General features: G+C 30.8%; 12 protein-coding genes. 10 read left to right on the forward strand and 2 right to left on the reverse strand.

Annotated elements, in window-relative coordinates; genetic code table 11:
- The first annotated feature begins 12 nt into the window (after positions 1-12).
- Entirely contained in the window at positions 13-1,113 is a 1,101-nt protein-coding gene (locus tag IPH62_14450) for a cellulase family glycosylhydrolase (GenBank protein MBK7106476.1), read from the forward strand.
- Positions 1,114-1,167: 54 nt separating this feature from the next.
- Here IPH62_14450 and IPH62_14455 read toward each other — a convergent pair whose 3' ends face one another.
- The gene (locus tag IPH62_14455) at positions 1,168-3,603 is read right to left on the reverse strand and encodes a glycosyl transferase (GenBank protein MBK7106477.1); all 2,436 of its coding nucleotides are present in this window, start codon (positions 3,601-3,603) and stop codon (positions 1,168-1,170) included.
- A gap of 270 nt (positions 3,604-3,873) precedes the next feature.
- Between IPH62_14455 and IPH62_14460 the strand changes: the two genes are divergently transcribed.
- From IPH62_14460 to IPH62_14495, 8 genes are all read left to right on the forward strand, one after another.
- A complete protein-coding gene (locus tag IPH62_14460; GenBank protein ID MBK7106478.1) occupies positions 3,874-5,274 on the forward strand; it encodes an MFS transporter in 1,401 nt (466 codons plus the stop codon).
- 27 nt (positions 5,275-5,301) lie between these two features.
- Positions 5,302-6,294 carry a glycoside hydrolase family 130 protein gene (locus tag IPH62_14465; protein ID MBK7106479.1) on the forward strand — a complete coding sequence of 331 codons (993 nt, stop codon included), beginning with the start codon at positions 5,302-5,304 and terminating at the stop codon, positions 6,292-6,294.
- Between the two features lie 27 nt (positions 6,295-6,321).
- Positions 6,322-8,730 carry an alpha-xylosidase gene (locus tag IPH62_14470; protein ID MBK7106480.1) on the forward strand — a complete coding sequence of 803 codons (2,409 nt, stop codon included), beginning with the start codon at positions 6,322-6,324 and terminating at the stop codon, positions 8,728-8,730.
- A gap of 45 nt (positions 8,731-8,775) precedes the next feature.
- Positions 8,776-11,196 carry a DUF4982 domain-containing protein gene (locus IPH62_14475; GenBank protein ID MBK7106481.1) on the forward strand — a complete coding sequence of 807 codons (2,421 nt, stop codon included), beginning with the start codon at positions 8,776-8,778 and terminating at the stop codon, positions 11,194-11,196.
- A gap of 104 nt (positions 11,197-11,300) precedes the next feature.
- Positions 11,301-13,940 carry a carbohydrate binding family 9 domain-containing protein gene (locus IPH62_14480; GenBank protein ID MBK7106482.1) on the forward strand — a complete coding sequence of 880 codons (2,640 nt, stop codon included), beginning with the start codon at positions 11,301-11,303 and terminating at the stop codon, positions 13,938-13,940.
- A gap of 113 nt (positions 13,941-14,053) precedes the next feature.
- A complete protein-coding gene (locus IPH62_14485) occupies positions 14,054-15,154 on the forward strand; it encodes a beta-mannosidase (GenBank protein MBK7106483.1) in 1,101 nt (366 codons plus the stop codon).
- A 112-nt stretch (positions 15,155-15,266) separates the two neighbouring features.
- Complete coding sequence (locus tag IPH62_14490) at positions 15,267-17,171, forward strand: Na+:solute symporter (protein ID MBK7106484.1); 1,905 nt, start codon at positions 15,267-15,269, stop codon at positions 17,169-17,171.
- Between the two features lie 42 nt (positions 17,172-17,213).
- Positions 17,214-18,413 (forward strand): glycosidase, encoded by a 1,200-nt coding sequence (locus IPH62_14495; GenBank protein MBK7106485.1) that lies wholly within the window; start codon positions 17,214-17,216, stop codon positions 18,411-18,413.
- 187 nt (positions 18,414-18,600) lie between these two features.
- Here the strand turns inward: IPH62_14495 and IPH62_14500 are convergent, their stop codons facing one another.
- The gene (locus IPH62_14500; GenBank protein ID MBK7106486.1) at positions 18,601-19,977 is read right to left on the reverse strand and encodes an AGE family epimerase/isomerase; all 1,377 of its coding nucleotides are present in this window, start codon (positions 19,975-19,977) and stop codon (positions 18,601-18,603) included.
- 514 nt (positions 19,978-20,491) lie between these two features.
- Here IPH62_14500 and IPH62_14505 point away from each other — a divergent pair.
- Positions 20,492-22,492 carry a glycosyl hydrolase family 2 gene (locus IPH62_14505; protein MBK7106487.1) on the forward strand — a complete coding sequence of 667 codons (2,001 nt, stop codon included), beginning with the start codon at positions 20,492-20,494 and terminating at the stop codon, positions 22,490-22,492.
- Positions 22,493-22,537 lie beyond the last annotated feature (45 nt).

Below are 22,537 nucleotides of genomic sequence, written 5' to 3' on the forward strand. Positions count from 1 at the left end.
TAGAGATAAAATATGAAAAGAAGAGAATTTGTTAAAACCAGTGCAGTATTGGGTTTTGCAGCTTTTAGTGGAATACCGTTTGAATCAAAATCTCAAACTAAAGAGGAGAATATGAAATTTTCAAAATATAAAGGATTTAATTTAACTCAAAAAACTGGCGGTAGTGGACCAAGAAGAAAATTTGAAGAAGAGGATTTTGAAATTATGGCTGAGCTGGGATTTAACTTTGCAAGAATTCCAATGTCATACTGGAATTGGTCAAAACCGGAAAATTGGTTAGAAATTAATGAAGATATATTTACCGATATTGACGAAGTAATTGAATTTGGGAAACAATATAAAATTCATATAAATTTAAATTTGCACAGAGTTCCGGGTTATTGCATAAACGGAAGGAATTTAGAACCAATGGATTTATTTGATGATACTATAGAAAATATGCAAACTGCATTGGATGCTGTTGTGCACCATTGGAAGTTTATTGCAAATAGGTATAAAGGTTTGCCAAATCAACAAGTTACGTTTGATCTGATTAATGAACCTCCCGGAAAAACAAATGTTAAACGATACGAAGAAATTGTTCGTGCTTTAGTTAAAGGAATAAAAGAAGAAGATTCGGATCGTTTAATTGTTGTTGACGGCAAAGATATTGGACGTTATCCTCTTTTGGGAATTGAAGATTTGAATATTGTTCAAAGTACACGCGGTTATGATCCGATGAGTGTTAGTCATTATACAGCGACTTGGGTTCCAAAACATGAATTTGAAACTTTTAATAAACCAAGTTGGCCTTTGCCTGCAGATGATGGAAAAATTTGGAATAAAAATGCTCTTAGAGAAAAATTAATAAATAGTTGGAAACCCGTTGTAGATAAAGGAGTTCAAGTTCATGTTGGCGAATGGGGATGTTTTAATCAAACTCCACATGATATTTGTCTTAAATGGATGGAAGATATTTTGTTATTATGGAAAGAAGCAAATTGGGGACAATCAATGTGGAATTTAAAAGGTGATTTTGGAATTATAAATAGTAATAGATCAGATGTAAAGTATGAGGAATATAAAGGTCACAAACTTGATAGAAAAATGCTGGAATTGTTAAAACAATTTTAGAATAAACATTTATATGAATCTATCATTCCCGCTAAAGCGGGAATCCAGAGAAAACTATCCTAAAGTTACTTCAACAAAATTTTCACTTCCTTTTTCCATAAATGGAATTACATTTCCTTCAATCATTTTTCCATTCAGAGAAATTTGTTTAACACCATTTGAAACATGATTTGGATTTACAATTTCAATATTGTAAATCGCATTTCTAAATTTTCTTACAATCTTAAAACCATCCCAATTATTAGGGATACATGGATCTATTTTTAATCCATCATATTGCGGCTGAATTCCCAAAATATATTGTGTAACTGCGTAATAATTCCACGCAGCAGTTCCGGTTAACCAAGAATTTTTTGCTTCGCCCGGTTTAAACGCATCTTTCCCGGCAATCATTTGAGAATAAACATAAGGCTCAGTTTTATGCAAATCACTTATTTCTTCTAAATATGATGGCGCAATTTTTTTATAATATTCAAACGCTCTATTGCCATTGCCCAAAATAGTTTCTCCAATCATTATCCAAGGATTATTATGACAAAATATTCCAGCATTTTCTTTGTAACCAGCCGGGTATGTAGAAATTTCCCCCATGTTAATATGATATTTTGTAAATGCCGGATTGTTTAAAACAATTCCGTATTCGCAATCCAAATATTTTTTTACGGAATCTAAAGCAAGTTTTGCACGTCCATCTTCAACGCCAATTTCTGCCATTGTGCAAATTCCTTGAGACTCAATAAAAATTTTACCTTCGTCGTTTTCATTGCTTCCGATTTTTTCTCCATAAAAATCATACGCGCGCAAAAACCAATTTCCATCCCATCCATATTTATCAATCGCAATTTTCATTTCTTCAATATGAAATAAAGCACTATTTGCTTCATCAATTTTTTCTAACTTTTTGCAAAGATCAACAAATTCATTTCCATAAAGAACAAACATTCCGGCAATGAAGATTGATTCGGCAACTCCGCCTTTTTTATTTTCTGTAGTTTGAAATGATTCATCCGGATTTTTTGAAAAGCAATTTAAATTCAGACAATCATTCCAATCGGCTCTGCCTATTAAGGGAAGTTTGTGAGGTCCCAAATTATTTACAACATGATAAAATGATCTTTTCAAATGTTCGAATAAAGATTGAGATTTCGTTTCATCATTATCAAATGGAACTTGTTCATCAAGAATTGACCAATCGCCGGTTTCTTTTATGTAAGTTGTTGTTGAAAGAATTAGCCAAAGCGGATCATCATTAAAATTTCCGCCAATTGCATTGTTGCCTTTTTTTGTTAACGGCTGATACTGATGATAAGCTCCGCCGTCTTCAAATTGAGTTGCCGCAATATCCAAAATTCTTTCGCGTGCTTTCTCCGGAATTTGATTAACAAATCCAATTAAATCTTGATTAGAATCTCTAAAACCCATTCCGCGACCAATACCGCTTTCAAAATACGATGCACTTCGCGACATATTAAAAGTTATCATACATTGATATTGATTCCAAATGTTTACCATTCTATCAAGTTTTTCATCGTGACTTTTTATTTGAAAATTTGAAAGAAGGGAAGTCCAATAATTTTGTAAATCGTTAAAAGCATTATTTACAGATTCCGAAGTTGAAAATTCATTTATCAATTTTACAGCTTTTTCTTTATTTATAATTCCTTTAGATTCCCATTTATTTTCTTCATCATTTTCAACATAACCAAGTATGAAAATAAATTCTTTTTCTTCATTTGGCGAAAGTGTTATTTCTATTTGATGAGAAGCAATCGGCGACCAGCCGTGTGCAATTGAGTTTTTTGATTTTCCTTCAATTACAACATCTGGATTATCAAATCCGTTATACAAGCCGATAAACGAATCGCAATCGGTATCAAATCCATTTAACTCAGAATTTACCGAATAAAAAGAAAAATGATTTCTTCGTTCCTTATATTCTGTTTTGTGATAAATTACGGAATCTTTAACTTCAACTTCTCCGGTTGAAAAATTTCTTTGAAAATTTGTTTGATCGTCTTGAGCATTCCACAAAGCAAATTCTACGAATGAAAAAAGTTTTATAGATTTTGATTTTTCACCCAAGTTGGAAATTTTAACTTTTTGAATTTCGCAATTTTTTTGCAATGGAACGAAAAATAAAATTTCTGCTTGAATAAAATTTCTTGTTCCATTTATAATTGTATAACCTAATCCGTGTCTGCAAGAATAGTTTTCAACATCAGCTTTAATTGGCTTCCAACCCGGATTCCAAATATTACCGGAATCATTTATATAAAAATATTTTCCTCCGTTATCAATCGGAACATTATTATATCTGAATCTCGTAATTCTTCTAAGCAAAGCATCTTTGTAAAAACTGTAACCGCCGGCAGTGTTTGATATTATTGAGAAGAAATTTTCACTTCCCAAATAATTTATCCATGGATAAGGTGTTTTGTAATTTGTAATTACGTATTCTTTTTTTGTGTCATCGAAAAATCCAAATTTCATTTCAAACCTTTTTAAATTTTATTAAGAAATAGTTTTATCAGAATGATAATTATATATCATAAGAATAAAAGGAAATAGTATCTTTATAGTTATAAAATTCTTCTATCAAGATTTTGTTTTTGTGACAAACCAAAATTCAATTGTTTTAATCAAAAATACGTGGTATAAATTTTGAATAATTATTTAACAAAAATTTTGTTTGCCAGTAAAATCAGATCCGATAAATGAGAATTGCAATAATTATTCCAAAAACTAAATGACAGAAATATTATGAACGAAAACGGAAAATTGAGCTTTAAGGAAAAATTTGCATATGGATTTGGAGATTTAGCTTCAGTCCTTTATTGGCAAACTTTTATGTTATACCTAACTTATTTTTATACGGATGTTTTTTTAATTCCGGCTGCTGCTGTTGCAACAATGTTTTTATTAAGTAGAATTTGGGATGGAATAAACGATCCGATGATGGGAATACTTTCCGATAGAACAAATACAAAGTGGGGACATTTCCGCCCATATTTATTATGGATGTGCGTTCCGTTCGCAATTGCCGGCGTTTTTACTTTTACAGTTCCGGATTTAGATGAAGGCGGAAAATTAGTTTGGGCATACGCAACTTTCTTTATAATTATGATGCTATATACTGCAATCAATATTCCTTATACTGCTTTGTTAGGTGTAATTACTCCCAACTCAAATGAACGGACTTCAGTTTCTTCATTTAAATTTCTTTTTGCATTTGCTGCCGGAATAATTGTTTCAGCAACATTGCTTCCGTTGGTTCAAATTTTAGGTGATGGTAATGATGCAAAAGGTTGGCAATCTGCTTTTATAATTTACGGAATTGCCGCAGTTATATTTTTTCTAATAACTTTTTTTGGAACAAAAGAAAGAGTACTTCCACCTAAAACTCAAAAGTCTTCTATCAAACAAGACTTTTATGAATTAGTTACAAATGGTCCTTGGTTAATATTACTACTTGCAACAATTTTATTTATTCTTTTTGTTGCGATAAGAAGCAGTGTTACAGTTCACTACTTCAAATATTTCGTCGGAACTCAAGAAATTACCTTACCATTTATGGATAAAGCTTCATACGATTTTAATGCTATTACGTCAGCATTTAATACAGTTGGACAATTTTCATCTTTTGTTGGTGTCTTGTTAGTTAGTTTTGTTTCAAATAGAATGGGAAAGAAGAGAACATTTTTTCTTTACTTTGTCGTTGCTGTAATTGGTACAGCCGGATTTTATTTTTGCAAACCAGATCAATTAGGTTTGATATTCTTTTTTCAAATAATTGGTTCTTTAACCGGCGGACCATTAAGTGTTTTGGTTTGGGCAATGTACGCAGATACAGCTGATTATAATGAATGGAAACGCGGAAGAAGAACAACCGGTTTAGTTTTTTCTGCTTCAACAATGTCTCAAAAATTTGGTTGGGCAATTGGATCTTTCGTTGCATTAAATTTAATGGCACAAGTAGGATTTGAACCAAATCAGGTTCAATCACAAGAAAGTTTAGATGGGTTAGTTTTATTATTCAGTTTAATTCCAGCTGGGTTTGGAGTTTTGGCAATAATAAGTTTAATATTTTATCCATTAGATGAAAAGAAAGTTTATGAAATTGAAACTGAATTAAAGCAAAGAAGGCAATTAGAAGAAAGTTAAATTTTAAAGTATTATAAAAGGTTAAAAATGGCTTCAACAATTGTGGGTAAAAGTTTACCAAATATTCCTTGGGAAGAAAAACCTAAAAACTGTAATGATATTATTTGGAGATTCAGCGGAAATCCTATATTAGATTGGAATCCAATTCCCAAAGCGGCAAGAGTTTATAATAGTGCAATTGCTCCATTTAATGGAAAATTTGCCGGAGTTTTTAGAGCTGATCAGAAAAATGGTAGAGCAACATTATTTGCTGGCACAAGTGAAGACGGAATTAATATAAATTTGGATTTGGATCCAATAAATTGGATTGATGAAAATGGAAATCCGAAACCTACAAGTTATGCTTATGATCCAAGAGTTGTAAATGTTGACGGAACTTATTATGTAGTTTGGTGCGACGATATGAAAGGTCCATCAATTGGATTAGGCAGAACAACAGATTTTAAAACATTTATTCGAATGCCTAATCCGCTTATGCCGTATAACCGAAATGGAGTTTTGTTCCCAAGAAAAATTAATGAAAAATATATGTTATTAAGCAGACCGAGCGATACCGGTCATACACCATTTGGAGATATTTACATTAGTGAAAGTCCGGATTTAATTTATTGGGGAAATCATAAACACGTTATGGGAAAGGGAGGACAAGGCTGGTGGCAAGGAACCAAAATTGGCGCCGGACCAATTCCCATCGAAACAAATGATGGTTGGTTACTTTTTTACCATGGAGTTTCCGGAACTTGCAATGGATTTGTTTATAGTTTTGGTGCGGTAATTCTTGATTTGGAAAATCCAAGTAAAGTACTTTACAGAACGCGGGATTATTTGTTAACTCCGGAAAAAAATTATGAAACTTCTGGTTTTGTTCCAAATGTAGTTTTTCCATGTGCAAATTTGTATGATGCAGAAACCGGAAGAATTGCTATTTATTACGGAGCTGCTGATACTTATACTGCAATTGCGTTTACTCAAGTTGATGAATTAATAAACTATATTAAAAATAATTCTGAAATTCTTTAAAACAATTGGAAATATTTTAGGTGCAAAATGAAAATCAACAATTTTAAAAAAAATTTTATTCAAACAATTTTTATTCTAATTTTTATTACAAATTTATCGAATGCGCAAATTTCGTATAATTCACCGGATCAAAATCAATCTTTGTTAAATGAACCGATTGATATTAGCGGAGACTTTAGAAATTTTTCGAATACTTATTATGTGGCAGATAGCTTATCGGAATTTGATCCAATAACCGGAAATGGTAAAATTAAATATTTACGACACGAATATGTTACGAGATTTGCATTCAATAATATTATGTCAAATTTGGAGCCGGTGGTTGCTAATGAATTTCCATCGATTGAATATGAATCTGCACCGGAACTTCCATTCTCAATAGAATTTGTTTCGGCAAAAACTATTAGAATAAAAATTATTTCAAGATTCCAAGTTAAACCAAATGAAGAATCTTTAATGCTGGTAAATGGTTTTGCGCCAATAGATAAAAAATCTTGGAAGTATAATAAAATTGCCGGAGGTCATTCATACAAAAGTGAATTTGGGACGATTAAAATTTTTGAACATCCTTGGTACATTAAAGTATTTGATATGAATGGAAAATTACTTATAAACACTTTAACAAAATTGGATGATGCAAAAACTTATATTCCTTTGCTTCCATTTTCATTTGTAAGACGAGCTTCAGATTATTCTACAAGTGTTGCCGCTGTTTTTTCACTTTCTCCAAATGAAGGAATTTACGGATGCGGTGAATCATTTACAGAATTTAATAAACGCGGACAAAAAGTTGTTTTGTGGACAGACGATGCAAATGGCGTTCAAAATGAAACTATGTATAAACCAATTCCGTTTTTTATGAGCAGCAGAGGGTATGGAATATTTATGCACACTTCCTCGCCAATTACTTGTGATTTCGGAAAGTATTATAAGGAAGCGACTACCTTAATGATTGGTGATGATGTTGCAGATCTTTTTATTTTTCTCGGAAAGCCAAAGGACATTTTAAATGAATACACAAATTTAACCGGAAAACCGGCAATGCCGCCTTTGTGGTCATTTGGTTTTTGGATGAGCAGAATTACATATTTTTCTGAAGTAGACGGAAGAACTGTTGTAAATAAATTACGTGAAAATAAAATTCCCACAGATGTTCTTCACTTCGATACCGGCTGGTTCGAAACTGATTGGAGATGTGATTATCAATTTTCAAAATCAAGGTTTAAAGATGCAAAAAAAATGATTTTAGATTTTAAAGAAGATGGAATTCAAACTTGCTTATGGCAGCTTCCTTATTTTGTTCCAAAGAATTCTTTATTTCCGGAAATAATTGCAAAGGGTTTATTTGTAAAAGATCAAAAAGGAAATCTTCCTTACGAAGATGCTGTTTTAGATTTTTCGAATCCGGAAACTGTAAAGTGGTATCAAGAAAAAATTGGCGGATTGTTGGATCAAGGAGTTGGAGTAATTAAAGTTGATTTTGGCGAAGCTGCGCCAGCTAACGGTATTTATCATTCTGGCAAATCCGGATTTTATGAACATAATTTATATCCCCTAAGATATAATAAAACGGTTGCAGAGGTTACAAAACAAAAAACCGGTGAAACGATAATTTGGGCAAGAAGTACTTGGGCTGGAAGTCAGCGTTACCCGTTACATTGGGGCGGTGATGCGGAAAATACAAACTCTGCAATGGCTGCAACTTTAAGAGGTGGATTATCTCTTGGTCTTTCCGGATTTAGTTTTTGGTCACATGATATTGGTGGATTTGTAAATAAAAAACCGGAAGATCTTTACAGAAGATGGATACCTTTTGGAATGTTAACATCACACACACGAAGTCATGGAAACCCTCCTACAGAACCTTGGGAATACGGTAATGATTTTATGAATGCCTTCCGTAATGCTGATAATATGAGATACAAATTAATGCCGTATATTTATGCTCAAGCAAAAGAATGCACAGAGAAAGGTTTGCCAATGCTTCGAGCGTTATTTGTAGAATTCCCCGATGATCCCGGAACATGGTTAGTTGACGATCAATATTTGTTTGGTTCAGATTTGCTTGTTGCTCCTTTGTTTGAAAATGTAAAAAGTAGAAATGTTTATCTTCCTCAAGGAAATTGGATTGATTATCAAACTGAGAAAGTTTATACTTCCGGTTGGTACAATATTGAAGCCGGTGAAATTCCAATTGTAGTTCTTGTAAAAGACGGGACAATTATTCCTCATATTGAATTAGTTCAATCAACAGCGCAAATGGATTGGTCAAAAATAGAATTAAAAGTTTTTTCTGAGAAATCTGACAATGCAGAAGGAATAATTTATTTACCAAACGATCCATCAATAAAAAAAATTGCAGCCAAAAAAGTTAATGGAAAATTTGTTTTGGATAGTGATCCTTATATCGGAAAAGTAAAGTTTGAGATAAATTAAAATCGTCTGTTAAAAATCTTTATTTGAACATTTGAAGATGAAAAAATGAAAAAAATAATTCTCATAATACTTTTTAGCTTTATTTCAGTGCAAATATTTTCTTCAGAATATAAGAATTTTAATTTTGATTGGAAATTTTCAAAAGGAAATTTTCCCAAGGCAGAAAATATTTATTTTGATGATTCAGATTGGCAAAGTGTAAATGTGCCTCACGATTGGGCAATTTATGGACCTTTAGATAAAATGGGCGATCCAGAAACTGCAAAGCTTCCATGGAAAGGTGAAGGCTGGTACAGAAAAATATTTAAAATGGAAAAAGCTTTAGAGGGCAAAAAAATATTCTTCATTTTTGATGGAGTGATGGCCTTTCCAAAAATTTATATAAATGGTAAACTTGCTTATCAATGGGATTACGGATACAACTCATTTCATTTTGATGCAACAAATTTTATAAAATTCGGTGAAGAAAATTTAATTGCGGTTTATGTTGATACAAGAAATCATGAAAGTCGCTGGTATCCCGGAGCCGGAATTTATAGAAAAGTTCAAATGATAATTTCCGATCCAATTCACATTAATATTTGGGGTACAAATATCTCAACACCCAAAGCCAGTATGGAAAATACTGATGTGAGAACTTTTACAAAAATTACAAATAGCAATAAATCCGAAGAAAAAATTATTCTAAAATCTTTAGTTATTGATCCAAACGGAAATGAAATTTTTCAGGAAATTGATACTTCACAATTTAAAGGTGAATATGAATTTGAGCAATGGTTTAGATTTCCAAATCCAAAATTGTGGGATGTTGAAAATCCAAATTTATATTCTCTTAAATCAATTGTTATTGTAAATAATAGAATTGTTGATACATTAACTTCAAGATTTGGAATTCGTTCAATCAAATTTACTGCAGATGATGGTTTTCATCTGAATGTAAAAAGAGTAAGGTTGCAAGGAGTCTGTCTTCATCAAGATCATGGACCGTTAGGTTCTGCATTTAATAAAAGAGCGATGGAAAGACAGCTTGAAATATTGAAAGATATGGGATGCAACGCTATTAGAACAAGTCACAATATACCCGCTCCGGAATTATTGGATCTTTGTGATGAAATGGGATTCCTTGTTATTGATGAAGCATTTGATAAGTGGGATAAAAAAGGTGATTTGCTTGATGATAAAGATTTTAATGAATGGGCTGAAAGAAATATTACAAATTTTATTTTAAGAGATAGAAATCATCCGTCCATAATTCTTTGGAGTATTGGAAATGAAATGTGGGAAATTGGTGCAAACACTCACGGAAGTTATAATAAATTAGTTGAGATGATAAGCCATTATAGAAAGCTTGATCCAACTCGACCAATAACAATGGTCGATGCCGATGTGGAAAGTGTAAAGTGGCATTTTAATCAACTTGTAGATGTTCATTCATGGAATTACAGCAGACGTTATGAAAGCGCAAGAAAAGCTGATCCGAGTAAATGTGTAATTATTACTGAATCAGCATCAACAGTTAGTACACGTGGATATTACACTTTTCCGCTTCCAGAGAAAAAAGATGATTTTTATTTGAATGATTTACAAATTAGTTCTTATGATATGAATTCTCCTTGGTGGGCAGAACCGGCAGAGCAAGATTTTGCTTGGCAAGAAGAGGATAAATTTGTTGCTGGTGAATTTGTCTGGACCGGATTTGATTATTTAGGTGAGCCAACTCCTTATAATTATTTTTTAACTGAACAAGGAATAATTAGCAAAAAAAAAACCGCAGTGAGTTCATATTTTGGTATAATTGATTTGTGTGGAATTCCTAAGGATCGATATTACATTTACAGAAGTCATTGGCTGCCTAATGAAAAAACAATTCACATTTTACCGCATTGGAATTGGAAAGGAAAGGAAGGTGAAATTATTCCGGTTCACGTACATACAAATGCTGATTATGGCGAATTATTTTTAAATGGAAAATCATTAGGAAAGAAATTTAAAATTCCTCAATCAGAAAATATTTTTGAAAAATATAGATTAATGTGGAACGATGTGAAATATGAATCCGGTGAATTAAAAGTTGTAGTATATAAAGATGAAAAATATTATGGAGAAAAAATATTAAAAACCGCTGATGAGTCTTATTCTATTCGGTTAACTCCGGATAGAACAAATCTTAATTCTGGCGGAGAAGATTTATCATATATTTTAATTGAAGCATTGGATAAAAATGGAAATTTAACTCCGCTTGCAGAAAATGAAATTAATTTTGAAATATCCGATAACGCAGAAATAGCGGGAGTTGGAAACGGAAATCCTCAAAGTTATAATCAATTCAAATCAAATAAAGTTAAGTTATTTTATGGAAAAGCTATGTTGATTCTTACATCCATAAAAGATAAAAAAGGGAAAATTAAAATTTTAGCAAAGTCAAAAGGATTGAAAGATTTTGGTATAAAATTATTTGTAGAATAAATTTGAAGAATAATTAATAATTACAATTTTTTACTTTCTAAATTATTTAAGTAATATTTTTAGCAACAGAATATTTAAACACTCCTAAAAATTACGGTAAATTATTGAAAACAAAATTAGTTCTCATATACTTCGGGATATTATTCAATTCGCTTTTTCCATTTTCATCAAAAGATTCTACCAATTCAGATTCTGTAAAATTTAATTCAACAAATAACAAAAGAACCTATGTTACTGAAAGATTAAATACAGATAAACCCAATATTGATGGTAAGTTTGATGATGAATGCTGGCAAGGAGGAAATTGGGCTGGTAATTTTGTCCAGTGGATTCCTAATGAAGGTGCAAAACCTTCACAAGAAACCCAAATTAAAATTCTTTACGATGATAAAAGTATTTATGTTGCAATTAGAGCATTTGATAATGAACCAAATAAAATCAGCAGAAGATCAGACCGAAGAGATGAATTTCATGGAGATATTGTAGGAATTAGTTTTGATAGTTATCATGATCATAGAACAGCTTTTGAATTTGATTTAACTGCCGGCGGGCAAAAAATTGATTTGTTGTTATACAATCCATCAAATTGGGATGTTAACTGGAATGCCGTATGGAAAGGTGAAGTTGGTTTTGAAGATTCTGCATGGACTGCAGAATTTGAAATTCCATTTAGTCAATTAAGATTTAGTGATGAGCCTGAGCAAATTTGGGGAATGCATTGCTGGAGATGGATTGACCGATTTCAGGAAGAAAGTGATTGGGAACCGCAATCATCAAAAGGTGCCGGAATTATTTATCAGTTTGGTGAGCTTCATGGTTTATATAATTTAACAAATAAACCTCCAATTGAATTGATGCCTTATGTATTGGGAGAAATTAATACATTTAAAAAAGATTTAAATAATCCGTTCAAAAAAAATGGAAGAGAATTTTTAGGCAACGCCGGATTTGATGCAAAGATTGGTTTATCAAATAATTACACTTTGGATTTAACAATCAATCCGGATTTTGGACAAGTTGAAGCTGATCCATCAGTAATTAATTTAACTGCTTTCGAAACTTTCTATGATGAAAAAAGACCATTTTTTCTGGAAGGTAAAAATATTTTCGATTTTAATTTTGATGGGAGCACACTTTTTTATAGCAGAAGAATTGGACACAAACCATCTTATTTCCCAAATTTACAAAATGATGAATATATTGAATATCCAAAAAATACTTCAATATTAAGTTCATTGAAATTAAGCGGAAAATCTGCAGATGGCTTAGCAATTGGAGTTCTTCAAAGTTTAACGGCGAAAGAAGAAGCAGAAATATCTCAAAATTTAAATGAAAGAAAAGTTGATGTAGAACCGCTAACCAATTATCTACTACTTCGTTTGCAGAAAGATTATAGCGCTGGAAATACAGTTTTGGGCGGAATTGCGACTTCCACAAATAGATTTATTAAAAGTGATAATTTGAAAATTTTGCATACAAATTCTTACACAGGCGGAATTGATTTTTTGAAGTATTGGAATAACAAGGAATATTTTGTTGATCTAAAATTTATTGGGAGTTATTTGGATGGAAGTGAAGCATCTATTAATAACTTGCAAAAATCTTCGGCTCGGTATTTTCAAAGGCCAGATGCATCACATTTAAATTTTGATGAGAATTCGGAATATTTATCTGGACATGGCGGGTATTTTAAAATTGGAAAAGGAAGCGGTGATCTTTGGCGTTATTCCGCTGATGTGTCTTGGCGTTCGCCTGGGCTTGAACTAAACGACATGGGTTATATAAATCTTGTTGATTTAATTAAAGAGAAAAATTCTATTTCATACTTTTCAGTACAGCCAAATGCTATTTCCAGAAATTATAAAATAAATTTTAATCAATTTAATAATTGGGATTTTGGTTTTAATCATCTTTCATCTGGCGCTGATTTGAGTTTATATTTTGAGTTCTTGAATAAATGGACAACTTTAACTTCCTTAAGTTTTACTTCGCAAAAATTAGATACGCGAATTTTACGCGGCGGTAATGCAATGATTTTACCGAGTGAATGGAGTGGAAGTATTTATTTCAGAACAGATCCATCAATAAAATTTCTTGCTGATTTAAATTTTCAATATTCAAAAGCAAATGAAAATAGATTTGAAAATTATTATTTACAGCCAGGTATTACTTTGCAGCCAATGAATACTTTGAAAATATCTTTCAGTTTGAATTTTTATAAAAATAGAGATGAATTGCAATTTATTGAAAACAAAAAAATTAATGAAGATGTTAAATATATTTTAGGCGAAATAAATCAGAAAAATTTTGGTGCAACTTTTAGATTTGATTATAACATTACTTCAGAATTATCAATTCAGTATTATGGAAGTCCTTTTGTATCTATTGGAAAATATTCTGACTTTAAAGTTGTGACAAATTCAAAAGCATCAAATTATAAAGATAGAATTTCTAATTTAATTACAAATTCTAATGAAAATCATTATGATGTAATAAATAGTTCCTCAAATCAAGTTGAATACAGTTTTGAAAATCCGGATTTCAACTTTATTGAATTCAGATCAAATTTGGTACTTCGATGGGAATATCGGGCTGGTTCACAAATTTATTTTGTTTGGTCGCAAGAAAGAAATAATTATTTACTTTCCGGAAATCAATCGGTGAATAATGCTTTTGAGAATTTGGGTAAGTTATACCCAAATAATATTTATTTACTAAAATTTAATTATTGGTTAGATATTTAAAATTTAACAATAAAATTATTTTGCTATTATTCTATTAATTAAAAACAATATGTAAACGTAAAATTTATTTTTGGATCGCATTGAAACTTTATCTTATTCTTTTAACAGTATTGATTTTTTCTTCATGCACTTATCAAAATGAAAGTAAATTAGTTCAGGAAAAATTAGGCGCAAAACTGATTGATTCCAATGCAACTTTTGGAACTATTGCATTATTTTATAATCTTCAGAAAAATCCGGAATCAAAAATTATTTTTGGGCATCATCATTCAACTGCTTACGGAATTGGATGGCGGGGAGGTTTTGGAAGATCGGATATAAAAGACGTAACCGGAAGCCATCCGGGTATTGTAGGATGGGATTTTGCCGATCTTAACTTTAATCCTGTTGAACAACCGAATTGGCTGGAAAAATATGTAATTGATGCTTATGATAATGGACTAATCAATATTTTCGCATGGCATCTTGATAATTTAGTCACCGGTGGAAGTTTTTATGATACAACAATTGTAGTAAAACATATTCTGCCCGGCGGAAGTCATCATGAAAATTATAAAAGTGAATTGGATAGAATTTCCTACTTCTTAAAACATTTGATTGGAAAAGATGGAAAATTAATTCCAATTATATTTAGACCGTTTCACGAATTTGACGGAAGCTGGTTTTGGTGGGGAGATCATTTTTGTACTCCCGAAGAATTTATTGAGTTATGGCAGTTTACGGTAAAATATTTAAGAGATATTCAAAAAGTAAAAAATATACTTTATGCATTTTCTCCAGATTGCAAATACACAAACGAAATTGATTTTTTAGAAAAATATCCCGGCGATGATTATGTTGATTTAATTGGAATGGATAATTATTGGGATTTTACTCCCTTGGGCGAAGGTTTAAATGCAGTAACGGAAAAATTAAAATTAGTATCTAAAATTGCAAAAGATAAAAATAAAATTGCGGCTTTTACAGAAACCGGTTTAGAAAAAATTCCAGATGATAAATGGTGGACAGAAAAATTATTAAAAGTTATAAAAAGTGATAGTATAAATATTTCGTTTGTTATGGTTTGGAGAAATGCACATATAAATCATTTTTATGCACCGCATAAGAATCATCCAAGTGCAGAAAATTTTATTGAATTTAAAAATGATCCCAAAATAATTTTTGCAGATGAGCTTCCGGATTTATTCAATATTGATATGATTTTATCAAAATGATAAGTTGATTATTTTTCAAAAGTTACAAAATTATTCTTAACTCAAGTTTTATTAAATTAATTAGTGGCATCATTTTTGAATTTTCTCTTCAAAACCTCAAATGGAATTTACGATGCAGCTTAGTTTTATTGACCTTTCGATTATTATTGCGTACCTAATTTCAACAATTTTCTTAGGTATGTATTTATCCAAAAAAGCATCAAAAAATATTAATAATTATTTTCTGGGGGGAAACACAATCAAATGGTGGTTCCTTGGAGTTTCCGATGCTTCCGGAATGTTTGATATTGCCGGAACAATGCTTTTGGTTTATTGGCTTTCCGTGTATGGTTTAAAAAGTATTTGGATTCCTTGGTTGTGGCCGGTTTTTAATCAAATATTTTTGATGGTTTATTTATCGCCTTGGTTAAGAAAATCAAATGTTATGACCGGAGCCGAATGGATAAATACAAGATTTGGAAATGGAAAAGGTGCAACTCTTTCTCACATTATTGTTGTGATTTTTGCATTAATAAGCGTAATAGGATTTTTATCGTACGGATTTAAAGGAGTTGGGAAATTTGCTGCGGCATTTTTACCTCCGCTTGTTAGCGATCCAAGTTTGCTTCAACAATATCCGCAAATAAATACCAATTTATATGCACTTATTTTGATGGCAATAACTACATTATATGTTGTAAAAGGTGGAATGTTCAGCGTAGTTTTTACTGAAGTTATTCAATATGGAATTTTAACAATTTCATCGCTCGCTATTGGAATTATTGCAATGTACAATGTTTCTCCGGAAATGATAAGAAGTGTAGTTCCGGATGGATGGACGAATATATTTTTTGGTGCAGATTTAAATCTTGATTGGTCAACAGTTACATCTTCGGTTGCGACAAAAGTTTCGACTTTCAATCAATGGATAATTACAGATGGATACTCAATGTTTGGATTATTTTTTGGAATGATGTTGTTCAAAGGAATATTTGTAGCTGCCGCCGGTCCCGCACCAAATTATGATATGCAAAGAATTCTTTCTACAAGAAATCCCGTTGAAGCTGCAAAAATGAATTCACTTGTAAGCGTTGTTTTAAATCCGGTTAGATATTTTTTAGTCACCGGTTTAACAGTTCTTGCACTAACAAATTTTGATGCACTTTACAAAAGTTCAATTTCAACTCCGGATTTTGAAGCAATTCTTCCAGAAGTCTTAGCTAAATATGTGCCGGTTGGTTTACTTGGTTTACTTATGACCGGCTTCATTGCTGCTTTTATGAGCAACTTTGCCGCAACCGTTAATGCAGCTCCGGCTTATATTGTTAATGATATTTACAAACGTTATATAAATCCGAATGCAGAACCAAAAAAGTATGTAACAATGAGTTATATATCTTCTGCGGCAGTTGTAATTGTTGGAATTACAATTGGATTTTTTGTAGAATCATTAAACCAAATAGTTTTATGGATTGTTGCTTCGCTTTGGGGAAGTTATACAGCAGCAAATATTTTAAAATGGTATTGGTGGCGATTTAATGGATTTGGGTATTTCTGGGGAATGTTTTCAGGAATTATTACTTCGCTAATTTTAACTTTGCTTGAAAATTTAAATTTAATTCCTTGGCTGGATAATTTTCCTCTACAAAATAATCCAAGTATGAATTCATTTCCGATAATTTTCATAGTTTCAATTTTTGCATGTATAATTGCAACGCTTAAAACTAAACCGGAAAGCGACGAAGTACTTATTAAGTTTTACAAACAAGTAAAACCTTGGGGATTTTGGAATCCCGTATTGAAAAAAGTTAATGCAATTGAACCAAATTTTAAACCAAATAAAAATTTTAAAAGAGATATGTCGAATGTAATTGTTGGAATAATTTGGCAAATAACATTAATGGCAGTTCCAATATTTCTTGTAATAAGAGAATATTCTTCACTAATTATTGCAGTTGTATTTTTAATTATAACTTCAACAATTTTGAAATTTAATTGGTGGAATAAATTAGAAAGTTCTTACGGTGAAAACACATAATATTTATCAAAAAATATTTTACGAAAATTGGTAAAGGTAATAATGAACAAATTGAAGTTTGATAAAAAAGTTGACTTACTTTTCAAAGATTATAAAAGTTTAATAAATCAAAAAAATACAAAAATTAAAAAAGGTAACGGAATTTTTGATCGTTACAAAAATCCTATTTTAACAGCTCAACACATTCCTCCATTTTGGAAATATGATTTAGATTTTAAAACAAATCCATTTCTAATGGAACGAATTGGAGTTAATGCAACATTTAATTCCGGAGCAATATTATTCAATAAAAAAATTCTTTTATCCGTGAGAGTTGAAGGAAATGATAGAAAATCTTTTTTTGCAATTGCCGAATCAAAAAATGGAATTGATAATTTTAAATTTTGGGATTACCCAATAGAATTACCGGAAACAAAAGATCCCGATATAAATGTTTATGATATGCGTTTGGTTAAACATGAAGACGGATGGATTTATGGTTTATTCTGTACCGAAAGAAAAGATAAAAATGTATCATCTTCAGATACTTCAAGCGCTTATGCACTTTGTGGAATTGCACGAACCAAGGATTTTAAAAAATGGGAAAGACTTCCGGATCTTAAAACAAAATCACCGCAGCAAAGAAATGTTGTTTTGCATCCGGAATTTGTAGAGAATAAATATGCATTTTACACACGACCACAAGATGGATTTATTGAAGCAGGAAGCGGCGGCGGAATTGGCTGGGGATTATGTGAAAATATTGAAAACCCAATTCTTAAAAATGAAATTATTGTTGATGACAGACAATATCACACAATTAAAGAAGTGAAAAATGGATTGGGTCCGGCACCGATTAAAACAAAAAAAGGCTGGCTTCAATTAGCGCATGGAGTTAGAAATACGGCTGCTGGATTGCGGTATGTCTTATATTTGTTTTTAAGCGATCTTAAAAATCCCGAAAAAATTATTGCATCACCTGGAGGATATTTTTTAGCTCCGGAAAATGAAGAAAGAATTGGCGATGTTTCAAATGTAGTTTTTAGTAATGGCTGGGTTGCAAAAGAAAACGGAGAAGTGTTTATTTATTATGCTTCTTCCGATACAAGAATGCACGTTGCAACTTCAACAATTGATAAATTATTAGATTACGTTTTGAATACTCCGAAAGATGAATTAAGAAGTTTTGCTTCAGTTCAGCAAAGAAAAAAACTTATCAATAAAAATTTGAAATTATTAATGAGTAGAAAGAAGAAAGATTAATTTTTATTCGTGGAAATCATAAATAATCTGTTAAATCTACGTTCTCAATAACTGTAGTTACGCAAAATGTCATTCTGAACGAAGTGAAGAATCTCAATATTGCGAATTTACTCTATTTTGAGATATTTCGCTTCGCTCAATATGACAAAAACCTCAAATTGCGTAACTTCAGTCAATAAAAAAAAATTCATAAATTCTCCGCAACTTTTTTCCAATGATTTAAAAATTTATCGGATACAATTTTCTTCTTTCTAAAACCTTCACTGTGTTTAAATAATTTAAAATTTTCATCTGCCAAAATTGAAACACAATTCATTAAAGCTCTTCCATTGTGATATGTTCCTTTCCAAATTCTTCCTTTGGGTTCAAATTTTTGAAAAGGTTCAATATCAATTCCACCCCAATACCAGTCACCATTTTCGTGATCGATTATAAAATTTTTTACATAATCCCATTCTTTAAAAAATGTTTCTAAGTACTTTTGTTCATTTGGAAAAATTTGCGACATAATTAAAAAAATATTTAGAGCTTCAGCTTGCGCCCACCAAGTTTTTGTATTCTTAATAATTTCACATTTATCTGAATTTTCAAAATAATATCCTCCATCAAAAAATCCGCCATTAATATTATCCCATCCATTTTCTAATGAATGATCAACCATTTTTTTTGCAATATGCAAAGTTTTAATATCATTTTTTATCCCTAATGAATGAGAAGCTTCCAGCATTAAAAAAGCTGTTTCATAATCGTGACCAAATGAAATGTGATCCAATCCATAATTACTTTCACGAATTTCTTTTGGTTCATTCTTAAAAGAAACCGAATTCCATTCTTCATCAAAAAATAATTGTAAATATCCTTTCTCTGTTGTAATTACATCTCGAGTTAAAAAAAGCATTTCGGTCAATCTTTCTTTAAGCAAATCAGATTTGTAAACATTGTAGAATTCAGTAAATGCTTCCAAAAGATGTATTGAAGAATTTTGATCTTTATATCCAACTTCATTTTTATCTGTGGCTATTGATTTATATTTACTTCCCCTATTAAAAATTTCACATTCCTCATTCAAAAATTGAAAGTAACCTTTGTGTATTTTATCATGTGCAAAAGTATCAATCCAGTAAAAAACTTGTTTTGCAAAATCCAGAACTTTTTCATTTTGTGAAGTTTGGTAAAGTGAAGCTAAAGCAAATAATCCATAAGCATTTCCGTAAGTTCTTTTTTCATTTTGCCATCCTTCAATATCAGAATAATTACCTTCGCGATTTTTAATTTGAAAAAAACCGCCGTTAGTTTTATCCCACATTTTATTGTGTAAAAATTGAAATCCGTGTAATGCAAAATCCAAATATTTTTTATCGCTAAAAAAATCAGCAGCTTTGGAAAGTGTCCAAATATTTCTTGCTTGAGTTACAATCATTTTTTCTTGAGAATTTGTTAATTCAAAATTGTATGAAAGATTTGTAAAAAATCCACCAGCTTCAAAATCAATAACTCGAGGATACCATTTATCCAACAAATTATTTTTGAGCTGAAAACTCATTTCATCAAGAATTTTATTCATGTAATTCATATTACAAAGAAATTTAATTGAAATCTTTTTTGCAAAAATTATGCTAATAATTAATGAAAAATTTAAGTTAAAAATACTTTTTTACAGAAATTAAAATTATCAAACTGATAGATTTTTATTAAAATGATAACCAAATCAGTTTGCAAACTTATTGTAAATATTTCGATTACCTAAATCTTCATTAAAAAATAACTACTTTGGTTTAAGTTGATTCTGATTATTTGGCACTTTTGTTGAACTTTAAATTTTAAGATGAATTTATTTTTCATAATTATTTTAAGTTTTTTAACTATTCGGAAATCCTAAAAAGATAATGTTAATGCAAGCAAAAGAAAAATATCATTTAAGAGTAAATAACAAATTCTTTTTAATTGTTTCTATGATTTTGTTAATATTAGTAATAATTTTTAGATTGTTGACATAGTTTGCAATTCAGAAAATATTTTATCTAAAAGTTAAAACTTATAATTTATTCTAACATTTTAAAATTTTATTCGGGTAAACAATGAAAACAAAATTATTTCTTTTGGTAATTGCATTATCAACTTGCAGTTTATTTGCACAAATCGATTTGCCTTCAATTTTCGGAAGTAATATGGTATTGCAACAAAATAGCGAAGCTGCAATTTGGGGAAAGGGAATTCCAAATTCTGAAATTTTAATTAATGCAAGTTGGGGTGAAAATGTAAATTGTAAAGTTGGAGATGACTCACTTTGGTTGACAAATATTAAAACTCCAAAAGCTGGTGGTCCTTACGAGTTAAAAATTAGTGAAGGAAAAAGTAACGTTGAATTAACCAATGTCTTAATTGGTGAAGTTTGGTTGTGTTCGGGTCAATCAAATATGGAGATGCCTTTGGAAGGTTGGCCGCCGAGAGATATAATTCAAAACTCCGAAAGTGAAATTGCAAATTCAAAAAATAGTAATATCAGATTTTTTACTGTTACAAAAGATATTTCTGTAAAACCTAAAAAAGAATGCGTTGGAGAATGGGTTGAAAGTAATCCGAACACTTCAAAAACATTTAGCGCAACAGCATATTTTTTTGGAAAAAAACTTAATAAAGAATTGGGAATTCCAATTGGGTTAATCCATTCAAGTTGGGGAGGAACTCCAGCTGAATCATGGACGAATAATGAATATTTGTCGGATATACCGGAGTTCAAAGAAACTTTAAAAATGATTGATATAAGTGTTCCGGCTGCAATTGAGTTAAACAATTGGCTTGATAAATTTGAAATATTAGATATGAGCAAAAAAGAGGGGGATAATATTTGGTCGAATTTAAATTTTAATGATTCGGAATGCAGCAAAATAAATTTTGATGATTCTAAGTGGAAATTGATGAAACTTCCAACACTTTGGGAACAAACGGATTTAGGTGATTTTGATGGAGCGGTTTGGTTTAGAAAAAATGTTGAAATTCCAGATGATTGGAAAAATAATGAATTGCAAATTGAGCTAGGTCCAATTGACGATTTTGATGTTACATATGTTAACGGTGAATTTGTTGGCGCAATTGAGAAAGATGGGAATTATCAGACAAAAAGAATTTATAAAATTTCGAAGAGTATAAATAATTTTGATAAAATATCTGTAGCAGTAAGAGTAAATGATACAAGAGGCGGCGGCGGAATTTATGGAAATTCGGAAGAATTAAAAATTGTTAATTTGGAAAATAATTCTGCAATTTCACTAAGCGGTGATTGGAAATTTCTTCCGGTTGCTGAATTTAAAGGAATGAAATATTCTGTGTTTGGATCAAATTTCGAAACTTTAAATAGTCGACCAAAATTACCATTACAATTAAATTCAAATACGCCAACTCTGCTTTATAACGCAATGATTGCACCGCTTGTTCCATATAAAATTAAAGGAGCAATTTGGTATCAAGGAGAATCAAACGCTGGAAATCCCGAATTATATGAAAGACTTTTTCCAGCAATGATTAAAAATTGGAGAGATTCATTTAATAATAATTTTTCTTTTTACTTTACACAAATTGCTCCATATAATTATGGCGAAAATACAAAATCAGAATTCCTAAGAGATGCTCAAAGAAAAACTCTATCGTTAGAAAATACGGGAATGGCTGTTACTTTAGATATTGGTGATACAACAAATATTCATCCTGCAAATAAAAAGGATGTAGGTGAAAGATTGGCACTTTGGGCTTTGGCAAAAGACTATGAGAAAAATATAGTTTATTCCGGTCCGTTATATAAATCTTTCACAATTAGTGAAAATAAAATTGAAATTGAATTTGATAATATTGGAACCGGTTTGGTGATTAAAGATGAGAAAAATCAATTCTTAATTTCGGGTGAAGATAAAAAATTTGTAAATGCAAAATCTAAAATTGAAAATAATAAATTAATTGTTTGGTGTGATAAAGTAAAAAATCCTGTTGCCGTAAGATATGCTTGGCATAACAATGCAGAAGCAACATTATTTAATATTGAGGAATTGCCAGCTTCTTCATTTAGAACTGATAGTTGGGAATAAATCTAAATATTACGGGGGCTGAAAAGCCCCTTTATCTTTATAATA

Source organism: Ignavibacteriota bacterium, from assembly GCA_016708125.1.
GTDB lineage: Bacteria > Bacteroidota > Ignavibacteria > Ignavibacteriales > Melioribacteraceae.